10 protein-coding genes are annotated in these 11,393 nt (G+C 70.7%); 4 read left to right on the forward strand and 6 right to left on the reverse strand.

Features of this window, described 5'->3' with window-relative positions; genetic code table 11:
• The first annotated feature begins 36 nt into the window (after positions 1-36).
• Positions 37-624 (forward strand): hypothetical protein, encoded by a 588-nt coding sequence (locus tag ACFV9O_RS14590; protein ID WP_385417056.1) that lies wholly within the window; start codon positions 37-39, stop codon positions 622-624.
• Between the two features lie 203 nt (positions 625-827).
• Complete coding sequence (locus ACFV9O_RS14595) at positions 828-2,537, forward strand: chitinase (RefSeq protein ID WP_385417059.1); 1,710 nt, start codon at positions 828-830, stop codon at positions 2,535-2,537.
• 35 nt (positions 2,538-2,572) lie between these two features.
• On the opposite strand, the gene ACFV9O_RS14600 is transcribed toward ACFV9O_RS14595, so the two are convergent.
• Both ACFV9O_RS14600 and ACFV9O_RS14605 read right to left on the reverse strand, forming a co-directional pair.
• Entirely contained in the window at positions 2,573-3,022 is a 450-nt protein-coding gene (locus tag ACFV9O_RS14600) for a hypothetical protein (RefSeq protein ID WP_385417062.1), read from the reverse strand.
• 34 nt (positions 3,023-3,056) lie between these two features.
• Entirely contained in the window at positions 3,057-4,343 is a 1,287-nt protein-coding gene (locus ACFV9O_RS14605; protein ID WP_385417064.1) for an Nramp family divalent metal transporter, read from the reverse strand.
• 159 nt (positions 4,344-4,502) lie between these two features.
• Here ACFV9O_RS14605 and ACFV9O_RS14610 point away from each other — a divergent pair, with 159 nt between their 5' ends.
• Positions 4,503-5,891: a M14 family metallopeptidase gene (locus tag ACFV9O_RS14610; protein WP_385417066.1), complete on the forward strand. Its 1,389-nt coding sequence runs from the start codon at positions 4,503-4,505 to the stop codon at positions 5,889-5,891.
• An 85-nt stretch (positions 5,892-5,976) separates the two neighbouring features.
• Here ACFV9O_RS14610 and ACFV9O_RS14615 read toward each other — a convergent pair whose 3' ends face one another.
• The 4 genes from ACFV9O_RS14615 to ACFV9O_RS14630 form a co-directional block, all read right to left on the reverse strand.
• Positions 5,977-7,431 carry a GntP family permease gene (locus ACFV9O_RS14615; protein ID WP_385417069.1) on the reverse strand — a complete coding sequence of 485 codons (1,455 nt, stop codon included), beginning with the start codon at positions 7,429-7,431 and terminating at the stop codon, positions 5,977-5,979.
• Positions 7,432-7,517: 86 nt separating this feature from the next.
• Positions 7,518-7,928 (reverse strand): RidA family protein, encoded by a 411-nt coding sequence (locus tag ACFV9O_RS14620; protein ID WP_385417072.1) that lies wholly within the window; start codon positions 7,926-7,928, stop codon positions 7,518-7,520.
• Positions 7,925-8,674 (reverse strand): IclR family transcriptional regulator, encoded by a 750-nt coding sequence (locus ACFV9O_RS14625; protein ID WP_385417075.1) that lies wholly within the window; start codon positions 8,672-8,674, stop codon positions 7,925-7,927. Before ACFV9O_RS14625 ends, ACFV9O_RS14620 begins: the two co-directional genes overlap by 4 nt.
• Positions 8,671-9,792: a sugar kinase gene (locus ACFV9O_RS14630; RefSeq protein ID WP_385417169.1), complete on the reverse strand. Its 1,122-nt coding sequence runs from the start codon at positions 9,790-9,792 to the stop codon at positions 8,671-8,673. The genes ACFV9O_RS14625 and ACFV9O_RS14630 overlap by 4 nt, the downstream gene beginning before the upstream one ends.
• Before the next feature lie 190 nt (positions 9,793-9,982).
• Between ACFV9O_RS14630 and ACFV9O_RS14635 the strand changes: the two genes are divergently transcribed.
• A complete protein-coding gene (locus tag ACFV9O_RS14635; protein ID WP_385417077.1) occupies positions 9,983-11,263 on the forward strand; it encodes an alanine racemase in 1,281 nt (426 codons plus the stop codon).
• Positions 11,264-11,393: the final 130 nt, after the last annotated feature.

Below are 11,393 nucleotides of genomic sequence, written 5' to 3' on the forward strand. Positions count from 1 at the left end.
GGCAGCACTGACAGTGAGCGAGAGAGTGAGACCCCCATGACCCATTCCGAGCAGCACACCCCGCGCAGGGCTCTCGTCGCACTGGGCGCTGCCGTCCTCGCGGCCGCTCTGGTGACCGGCTGCGCCGGTGACGGCGGCGGCGGAGCCGCACCTGAAGGGTGGGGCACCTTGGACGCCAAGCGGTTGACCGTGTCCTTCCCGAAGGGCTTCAAGCCGCTGACCGGCGCCGGTCTCGGGAAGAACAACGATGCCGCTGCGGTGCTGACCCAGGACGGTGTCATCGTCGCCAAGATCGCCGTGCAGACGAACTTCATGCAGGCGGGCGACGTCGACATGGCCGCGCTCGGTGCCCGCTCGACGTTCGTGCTCGGCGCACGGGCCAAGTCCCAGAAAGAGATCGACGTCGAAGGTACGGACGAGGCACGCCGCGTCGACTACGACACGCAGAGGTCCAACGGCAAGGACAACGCGCCACCGGAGGGCACGCCCATCGAGGGGACGGATGTCGTCGCGATGGACGCCCAGGACGATCCGTTCCTCGTGCGTGTGATCCGCAAGGAGGGCTCGATACCGGCCGCGGACATCGACAAGATCATCGAGTCGGTCACCATCACCACTGACTGACGCTCCCCGTAACTGCCGCCGAGGGGTGGCGGACACACCGCAAGGTGAGGGCCCGGTCCTGTCGAGGACCGGGCCCTTTTTCGTATACGACCTCCTGCCACAGGACTTGACAACCCGATTGGTCTGGACCAACTTGTACGCCCAGCGGTGGCCACCGTTCCTCACGTACCTCCTCCTCCCCCAACTCCCCACGGAGGCAGCAAGTGGACCGAACCACACGCATACGTACGCGCCGTCGCAGATGGCTCGGCGGATTCCTGGCGCTGGCCGTGGGCGCCGGGCTCGGGCTGGCCGGCGGAGCCGGGACCGCGGAGGCTGCCGATGTGAACAACGCCAAGAACGCGGGGTTCGAGTCCGGGCTCGCGAACTGGTCGTGCACCGCCGGGAGCGGCGCGATCGTGGCGTCGCCCGTGCACAGCGGGGCCGCCGCGCTCCAGGGGACGCCCGCCGGGCAGGACAACGCGAAGTGTTCGCAGACCGTTGCCGTGAAGCCCAACTCGACGTACCAGCTGAGTGCGTGGGTGCAGGGCTCGTACGTGTACCTCGGGGCCAGCGGCACCGGGACGACCGATGTGTCCACGTGGACGCCCGGGGGCTCCGGGTGGACACAGCTGACGACGAGCTTCACGACGGGGGCCGGCACGACCTCGGTGACCGTGTACACCCACGGGTGGTACGGGCAGCCCGCCTACTACGCCGACGACGTCTCTGTCTTCGGGCCGGACGGGGGCGGCGGCGGTGACCCCGACCCCGTGGTGCCGCCCGCTCCGGCCGGGCTGGCCGTCGGGGCGGTGACCTCGTCCTCCGTCGCGCTGAGCTGGAACGGGTCCTCCGGGGCGACCGGATACAACGTGTACCGCAACGGCACCAAGGTGCAGTCGGTGACCGGTACGTCGGCAACCGTGACGGGGCTGGCCGCGTCCACCTCGTACCAGTTCCAGGTGAGCGCGACCAACGCGGCCGGCGAGTCGGCGAAGTCCGCGGCCGTGACCGGGACGACGACGTCCGGCGGCGGTGGCGGCAACCCCGCCGTGCCGAAGCACGCCCTGACCGGCTACTGGCAGAACTTCAACAACGGCGCGACCGTGCAGAAGCTGCGCGACGTCCAGGCGCAGTACGACATCCTCGCCGTGTCGTTCGCCGACTCGACCACCACGCCGGGTGAGATCACCTTCAACCTGGACCCGGCGGTCGGCTACGGCTCGGTCGACGAATTCAAGTCCGACATCAGCGCCAAGAAGAGCGCCGGCAAGTCGGTGATCCTCTCGGTCGGCGGCGAGCGCGGCAACGTCACGATCAACAGCGACGCCTCCGCCACCGCCTTCGCCAACAGCGCGTACGCCCTCATGCAGAGCTACGGCTTCAGCGGCATCGACATCGACCTGGAGCACGGGATCAACTCCACCTATCTGACGAAGGCGCTCCGGCAGCTCTCGCAGAAGGCGGGCTCGTCGCTCGTGCTGACCATGGCGCCGCAGACCATCGACATGCAGAACACCGGCACCGAGTACTTCAAGACCGCGCTCGCCGTGAAGGACATCCTCACGGTCGTCAACATGCAGTACTACAACAGCGGTTCGATGCTCGGCTGCGACGGCCAGGTCTACTCCCAGGGCTCGGTGAACTTCCTCACCGCGCTCGCCTGCATCCAGTTGGAGGGCGGCCTCGACCCGTCGCAGGTCGGCATCGGCGTCCCGGCGTCCACCCGGGGCGCGGGCAGCGGCTACGTCGAGCCGCAGATCGTGAAGAACGCCCTCGACTGCCTCGCCCGCGGCACGAACTGCGGATCGTTCAAGCCCTCGCGTACGTACCCGAGCCTGCGCGGCGCGATGACCTGGTCCACGAACTGGGACGCGACGGCCGGGAACGCCTGGTCCGACGCGGTGGGGCCGCACGTCCACAACCTGCCGTAGCGGAAGCCGGACCCCTGCCGACCGCCCACCGGCCGCTAGTGCGCCGGTGGGCGGTTCGCCAGGTAGTGGTGGAGTACGGGACCGAGCTCGGCGAGCCACTGCTGCAGGACGGCCTGCTTGCGGGCGGCGATCCGGCACTCGCAGAGCATGCCGCTGGGATGCGCCACAGCCACCATGAGGACGGTCCCGAAGGGCCCCGGGGCGAAGTGGACCGTGCTGATCGCCGCCCAGGGGAACTCCAGGGTGTGGCCCTGGATCTCCAGGGCCACACCCGACTCGTCGACGATGACGGAGTTGTGGCGGTCGTGCGCGACGAACTCCGGGCCGGCCGGGAGGGGCGGCTGCGGCACCCCGTGCGGGCCGGGCGGGCCATAGGCGGACTGCTGCGGCGGGGGCGGGCCGTACGACGGGGGGACGGGAATCGGAGGACCGAAGCCGGGAGGCGCCTGGGGGTGGTGCTGGTCCGGGTGGCCGCCATAGGTCATGTACGCAAGTATGACCGCGACGGCTCCCGGCCCCCTACCAGGGCAGCTCCCGCACCTGCTGCACGCACAGCACGATGAACAGCAGCCCGGCCACGGCCAGCATCCCGTTGCTCAGCAGCCCGTTGCGCCACTGCGCCGGCGTGCGCGACGAGTTGAGCAGCCAGATCAGTGTGAGCGCGAGGAACGGCATGAAGAAGGCGCCGATCACTCCGTACACGATGACGAGTCCGAACGGCTGGTCGAGGAAGAGCAGCGCGATCGGCGGGAAGGTGAGCCACAGGAGGTACGCACGGAACGCCCGCGACTTCTCGCGGGCCGTCCCGGGCGGGGCGAGGGCCGGGCGGTAGTGCGAGACGAAGTCGGCGAACATCAGGCTGACGCCGTGCCAGACGCCGATCAGTGAGGTGAAGGACGTGGCGAAGAAGCCGACCAGGAAGAGCTTGGCCGTGGCCGTGCCGTAGCGGTCGGCGAGGATGTCCCCCAGGTCGAGCAGGCCCTTGTCGCCCTTGGCGAGAGCGATGCCCGCGGAGTGCAGCAGCTCGGCGCCGACGAAGAGCATCGCGACGACGAAGATGCCGGTCGTGATGTAGGCGACCCGGTTGTCGAGCCGCATGACCTTCATCCAGCTCGCGTCGCGCCAGCCCTTGGCGTTGACCCAGTAGCCGTACGCGGCGAGCGTGATCGTGCCGCCGACACCGCCGATCAGTCCGAGGGTGTAGAGGAGGGAGCCGTCCGGCAGGACGGGGACGAGGCCGGCGAAGGCGTCCCCGAGGTGCGGGGTGACGCGGACCGCGAGATACACCGTGACCACGAACATCACGCCGACCAGCAGCGTCATGACCTTCTCGAAGACGGCGTACCGGTTGAACCAGACGAACACCAGGCCGACCAGGCCGCACAGCACGGCCCACCACTTGAGGTCCATCAGGTCCGGGAAGAGCGCGGCGAGCGGCAGCGCGCTCGACGACATCGCCGCGGCCCCGTACACGAAGCCCCAGACGACGACGTACACCGCGAAGTAGACCGTGGTCCAGGCGCCGAGGCTGCGCCAGCCGTCGAAGAGGGTGCGCCCGGTCGCGAGGTGCCAGCGGCCCGCCGCCTCGGCGAGGGAGATCTTGACGAGGCAGCCGATGACCGCGGCCCAGAGGAGGGTGTAGCCGAACTTGCTGCCCGCGATCAGCGTCGCGACGAGGTCACCGGCGCCGACGCCGGTCGCGGCGACGACGATGCCCGGGCCGATGAGCCGCCAGCTCGCCTTGCGGGGCGGTGAGATCGTCGCCCCATTGTCTGATCCTGTGTCTTCTGCCGTCGTGTCTGCCATGGTTACGGCCGCCTTTCCGCTCATCATCGAACTCGTGGCCGAAGCACGCCCTTGACCGGAGCATGCCATGCCCACACCATGTGCCCGTCACACCCGCACCACAAGCACGCCGTACCCGTCGCACTGAGCCACCCCCACACTCCCTACCCAGGAGACAGCATGCGACTTCGCACACGCGGCAGCGGCAGAAGGTCCGTCACTCGGTCCGCCGCCCTCGCGGCCCTGCTCGCGCTCGCCGTGGCAGCCCCGTTCACGGCGACCGCCGCGCCGACCCCCGATCCGGACCGCGCCCGCGCGGCCGCCACCGACACCAGGGCCGCGGCCGCCGCCGAGGCCGAGGAACAGATCCGGCAGTACGAGATCCACGGACCGTCCACCGTCGCCGAGCGCACCGCCATCGCCGCAACGGGCGTCTCGATCGACGAGGTCGACGGCCACGCGATCGTCATCAGCGCCAACGCCGCGCAGGCGCAACGCCTCCGCGCCCTCGGCCACGTACTCGAACCCCTGCCCGCACCACCGGCCCGCCGGGCCCCTGGCGTGGCCGCCGAGCCGCTCGACTTCCCGTCCGCGGACGCGCGCTACCACAACTACGCGGAGATGAACGCGGAGATCAACCAGCGCATCGCCGCCCACCCGAACATCATGAACAAGCGGGTGATCGGCAAGTCCCACCAGGGCCGGGACATCATCGCCATCAAGATCAGCGACAACGTCGGCACGGACGAGAACGAGCCCGAGGTCCTCTTCACCCACCACCAGCATGCCCGCGAGCACCTGACCGTCGAGATGGCGCTCTATCTGCTGCGCGAGCTCGGCGACGACTACGGAACGGACTCGCGCGTCACGAACGCCGTCAACGGCCGCGAGATCTGGATCGTGCCGGACCTCAACCCGGACGGCGGCGAGTACGACATCGCCACCGGCTCCTACCGCAGCTGGCGCAAGAACCGGCAGCCCAACTCGGGCTCGTCGTACGTCGGCACCGACATGAACCGCAACTGGAACTTCAAGTGGGGCTGCTGCGGCGGCTCCTCCGGCTCCCCCAGCTCCTCGACCTACCGGGGCTCCGCCGCCGAGTCCGCCCCCGAGGTGAAGGTCGTCGCCGACTTCGTGCGCTCCCGGGTCGTCGGCGGAAAGCAGCAGATCAGGACCGGGATCGACTTCCACACGTACAGCGAGCTGGTGCTGTGGCCGTACGGCTACACGACGGCCGACACCGCCCCGGGCATGACCCAGGACGACCGCGACGCCTTCGCCACTGTCGGCGGCAAGATGGCCGCGAGCAACGGCTACACGGCCGAGCAGTCCAGCGACCTGTACATCACGGACGGGTCGATCGACGACTGGCTGTGGGGCAACCAGAAGATCTTCGCCTACACCTTCGAGATGTACCCGACCGGCGCCGGCGCCGGCGGTTTCTACCCGCCCGACGAGGTGATCGAGCGCGAGACGAGCCGCAACCGGGACGCGGTGCTGCAGCTGCTGGAGAACTCCGATTGCATGTACCGCTCGATCGGCAAGGAGCAGCAGTACTGCGCGAGCTGACGGGTGCTCGCACGTGAAAGGGCGCCCGGGACCGCTCAGGTCCCGGGCGCCCGCTCGTACGGACGCCGCCGGACGCCGGCGGGCGCTAGACGGCCAGGCTCAGCGCCGCCGCCACGACGAAGCCCGCCACGGACAGCACCGACTCCAGCACCGTCCAGGACTTCAGGGTGTCCCGCTCGGAGATGCCGAAGTACTTGGCGACGATCCAGAATCCGCCGTCGTTGACGTGCGAGGCGAAGATCGAGCCTGCCGAGATCGCCATGATGACCAGGGCGAGGAACGCCTGCGAGTGGCCGCCGCCCTCCACGAGCGGGAGGACGATGCCCGCGGTCGTCACGATCGCGACGGTCGCCGAGCCCTGGGCCACGCGCAGGACGAGGGAGATCAGATAGGCGAGGACGATGACCGGGAGGCCGACGTCGTTGAAGGTGTCGGAGAGGGCCTGGGCGACGCCGCTCGCCTTCAGGATGGCGCCGAAGACGCCGCCCGCGCCGACGACGAGCAGGATGTTGCCGACCGGCTTCAGGGACTGGGTCGACACCGACTCCAGGGACTTGCGGGACCAGCCGCGGCGGATGCCCAGCAGGTAGTACGCCATCAACAGGGCGATCGTCAGGGCGACGAACGGGTTGCCGAAGAACTCGACGACGCTGCGGAGGGTGGAGGGATCCAGCGCGATGGAGGAGAACGTCGCGGCGAGGATGAGCACCAGCGGCGTACCGATGATGGTGAGGACGGTCGCCAGGGAGACCGGCGACTCCCGTGTCGCGCGCCCCGCGGCGGCCTGTTCGGCGGCCACGGCGGCCTTGGCGTCCTCCGCGGCCTCGACCATGTCCTCCGGTACGGGGACGAAGAGCCGCTTGCCGATCCAGGCGGCGTAGACCCAGGCGGCGAGGACGGCCGGGATGCCGACCACGATGCCCATGAGGATGACCCAGCCGAGCGAGACGTGGAGCAGGCCGGCCGCGGCGACCGGGCCCGGGTGCGGCGGGAGGAAGGCGTGGGTCATCGACAGACCCGCGAGGAGCGGCATCGCGTACAGCAGGATCGACTTGCCGGACCGCTTGGCGGCGGCGTACACGATCGGCGCGAGGACGAAGATGCCGACGTCGAAGAAGACGGGGACGCCGAAGATGAGGCCGGTGAGGCCCATGGCCAGCGGTGCGCGCTTCTCGCCGAAGAGGCCCAGCAGGCGCGAGCTCAGGACCTCGGCGCCGCCGCTGACCTCGAGTATCGCGCCGAGCATCGTGCCGAGGCCGATGATGATCGCCACATGGCCGAGGATGCCGCCCATGCCGGACTCGATGACCGATACGGCGGCGGACTTCTGGACCGTGCCGAAGAGTTCGGTGACGGACAGGCCGGCGGCGAGGCCGACGGCTATGGAGACGGCGAGCAGCGCGACGAACGGCTGCAGCCTGACCCTGATGATCAGGAAGAGGAGGAGCGCGATACCGAGGGCGGCGACGGTCAGCAGTCCGGCGGTACCGGGTATGAGGTGGAGCAGTCCGCCTGTGTGGGGTGGAGCGGCAGGTGGCATGGGGGGACCTCGATTTCGGGTAGGGGGGAGCGCGGCACGGCGCCGTGCGGAGGGCGCCGTGCCGTGGAGCGGGTGGTGCGGAGGGTTCAGCTCAGGACCGCCAGGGCGTCGATCTCGATGAGCAGCCCGGCGGGCAGGCCGACGTAGACCGTCGTACGCGCGGCGGGGGCCTCCTTGAGGCCCTGCTCCTCGAAGTAGGCGTTGTAGATCTCGTTCATCTCGGGGAAGTGGGCCGTGTCCGTGAGGTAGACGCGGATCATCATCACGTCGTCCCAGCTCGCGCCGCCCTCCTCCAGGACCGCCTTGACGTTGGCGAGGGTCTGGAGGGTCTGCTCGCGCAGGGTCGGCCCGGCGACGGTGGGGGCCTGGCCCCCGACGGCGGGGAGGAAGCCGACCTGGCCCGCGACCTGGAGGATGTTGCCCTTGCGGACGCCGTGGGAGAACGCGGCGGGCGGGGTGGTGTGGGTGGCGGGGGTGATCGCGGTCTTCTCGGTCATGGGGTGTCCTTACCTGAGTAGTCACGGCTGATGGCGTCGGCGGTGCGGCGCACCAGCGGGAGCAGGGTGAGGAGTTCCTCGGCGGTGACGACGACATTCGGCGCGGAGACCGACATGGCGGCGACGACGCGGCCGTCCGCACCGCGGATGGGGGCCCCGACGCAGTTGATGGACTCCTCGTGGCCACCGAGGTCGGTGGCCCAGCCCTGTTCGCGTACGGCCGCCAGTTCCTTGAGGAAGGCGGCGGCGTTCGGGATCGAACGGGGCGTGTACATGGGGTAGTCGAGCTTCTCGGCGACGGCGCGGCGCTCGGGCTCGGGGAAGTCGGCGAGCAGGAGCTTCGCCACGGCCGCGACGGTGATCGCGACCGGCTTGCCGATCCGGGAGTACATCCGGACCGGGTAGCGGCTCTCGACCTTGTCGATGTAGAGGACCTCGCCCTCCTCGTACACCGCGAGGTGGACGGTGTGCCCGATCTGCTCGTTGAGGGCGACGAGATGGGGGTGGGCGATCTCGCGGATGTCGAGGTTCTCGACGGCCTCCTGGGCGAGGGCGAAGAGACGGGCGCCGAGGCGGTAGCGCTGGTCCTGCTGCCGGTAGACGAGGCCGTGTTCGTGGAGGGTGCGGAGGAGCCGCAGAGCGGTGGACTTGTGGACGCCGAGGCTCTCGGCGACCTGTCCGAGGTCTGCGGGGCCCTGCGCGAGCAGCGGCAGGATGCTCAGGGCGCGGTCGACGGTCTGGCTCATGACGTACGTACCTCCTCCGTGGCCTGCGCGGCTGCCGTCCAGCCGGGGCCGAGGTGCAGTCTCTCCCAGGCGTCGTCTTCGAGGGCCGCGAGGCGGTCGGCGAGGACGACGGGGGGTGGGGTGCCGAGGTCGCCGGGGACGGTGAGGGTGGCGGCGGCCGTCAGGTGCCCGTGGCGCAGACGCGCCTTGTCGCCGAGGCCGCGGAGAGTGGCGGAGAGGAACCCCGCGGCGAAGGCGTCGCCGGCGCCGACGGGGGCGACGACGTCGACGCGGGGGGCGGGGACGTGGGTGACGGTGTCCCCCTCGTCCGGGCTCCGCCCCGGGGGCCGGTCCGGATCCGGACCGGCCCCCCGGCCCGCCTCCGGCGAGCGAGCGTGGACCGTCGCGCCCCGCGCACCCCGCTTGACTACCAGGACGTCCGGCTCCGGGAGCGCCTCGCGGACCGCCTGCGCGCCGCACAGGCCCCACGCCTCCTCCGCCTCGTCCTCGCCGACGAAGACGAGGTCGGCGCCGCGCGCCAGGTCGAGCAGGACGGACGGGTCGTCACGCCAGAGGCCCGGCCGGTGGTTGACGTCGAAGGAGACGAGAGGGCGCCCGGGGCGGCGGGCGGTCAGGGCGCGCATCAGGGCGAGGCAGTGCGGGGACAGGGCCGCGGTGATGCCGGAGAGGTGGAGGACGCGGCCGCGCGCGAGATCCTCGTACGGGACGTTCTCCGGCGACATCGCGGAAGCCGCCGAGCCGGACCGGTAGTAGAGGACCTCGTGGGTCTCCGTGGCCCGGTCGGTGGCGGTGCGGAAGTAGATGCCGGTGGGGCGGACGGGGTCGCGCTGGACGGCGGAGGTGTCGACGCCGTACGCAGCGACGGCGGCGATCAGATGGTCGCCGAAGCCGTCCGCGCCGACGCGGCTCACCCATGTCGCGCGGTGTCCGGCCGCCGCCAGCGCGCAGGCGACGTTCGACTCGGCACCGCCGATGGTGCGGACGAAGGAGGGGACGTCGGCGAGGCGGCCCGGACGCGAGGGCAGGAACGTGACCATGGACTCACCGAGGCAGACCACGTCCACGGTGTCGACCGCGCTCACGGCGCCACGCGCGTCCACGGCGTCGTCCGCGTCCATGGCCGAGGCGAGGGCCTTGTCGACGGCCGCGTCCACGGCCGTGGTCACGGCCGCTGTTCCGGTCACCTTGGCACTCCTCACGGTCCTGTGGGTCCATTGACCCGGCATTGGCCCGGATGTTAGACACCCTTTAGCGATATGCGCAATGACCGTTGCACATACTGCAACCGTACTCTTCGAGGAGGCTCCCATGCCCGTCGACACCGCCGTCGAGCAGCTCGCGGACGAACGCGTCGACCACCGCTTCAAGGCGCTCCCGCCGGACGCCGAGGGCCTCACCGTCGGCGAGCTCGCGGCCCAGCGCCGCAACCTCTTCACCGGTGGCTTCACCACCCCCGTCCTCGCTCTCTCCGCGGAGTCCCTGGAGCACAACCTCGCCCTCCTGGAGACGTACGCCGAGCGCCACGGCCTCGCCTTCGCCCCGCACGGCAAGACCTCCATGTCGCCCCAGCTCTTCGCCCGCCAGCTGGAGCGCGGGGCGTGGGGCATCACCGCCGCCGTGCCGCACCAGGTCCGCGTCTACCGCGCCTACGGCATCCAGCGGATCTTCCTCGCGAACGAGGTCGTCGACGCCGCCGCCCTGCGCTGGCTCGCGGGCGAGCTGGAGCGCGACCCCGGCTTCCGGCTCGTCTGTTACGTCGACTCCGTGCGCGGCGTCGAGCTGATGGACGAGGCCCTCACGGCGGCCGGCGCCACCCGCCCCGTCGATGTCGTCGTCGAACTCGGCGCGGGCGAAGGTGCCCGCACCGGCCCCCGTACCGAGGCCGACTGCGCGGCCGTCGCCGACGCGGTGGCCGCCACCGGGACCCTGCGTCTGGTCGGCGTCGCGGGCTACGAGGGAGAGGTCCCGGACGCGACCCCGGAGCGGGTGCGGGACTGGCTGCGCCGCCTCGTCTCCCTCGCCACGGCCTTCGACAAGGACGGCCGGTTCACCGGGACCGAGGAGATCGTCGTCAGCGCGGGCGGCAGCGCCTGGTTCGACGCCGTCGCCGATGTCTTCGCGGAGATCCCCGAGCTGTCCGTCCCGGTGCTGAAGCTCCTGCGCTCCGGCGCGTACGTCTCGCACGACGACGGCCACTACAAGCACCTCACTCCCTTCAACCGGGTACCCCAGGAGGGCGCCCTGGAGCCCGCGTTCCGGCTCTGGGCCCAGGTCGTCTCGCGCCCGACGCCGCAGCAGGCGTTCGCCAACGCGGGCAAGCGCGACGCCGCGTACGACCTCGACCTGCCCGAGGCCCAGGTCGTACGGGACGCCCGCACCGGGGACGTCCGGCCGGCTGCCGGCATCACGGTCACCGGGCTGTCCGACCAGCACGCGTGGGTACGGACGGAGGCGGGCGCGGATCTGGAGGTCGGGGACTGGGTGGGGATGGGCCTTTCGCACCCGTGCACGTCGTTCGACAAGTGGCAGCTGATTCCGGTGGTCGATGCGGACGGCACGGTCACGGACTACATCCGCACGTTCTTCTGACCCCGGCTCGGTTTACCCACCCCGCGCTCCCGAACCGGGGGCTTCGGCCCCCCCCCCCCCCGGGCCTGGGGGGGAGACCCCGATTTCGGGAGGGCGGGGGAACCCGGGTGGGGGCCCCCAAAGAGGAGAA

Origin of the sequence: Streptomyces sp. NPDC059909 (assembly GCF_042730885.1) — a bacterium.
GTDB lineage: Bacteria > Actinomycetota > Actinomycetes > Streptomycetales > Streptomycetaceae > Streptomyces.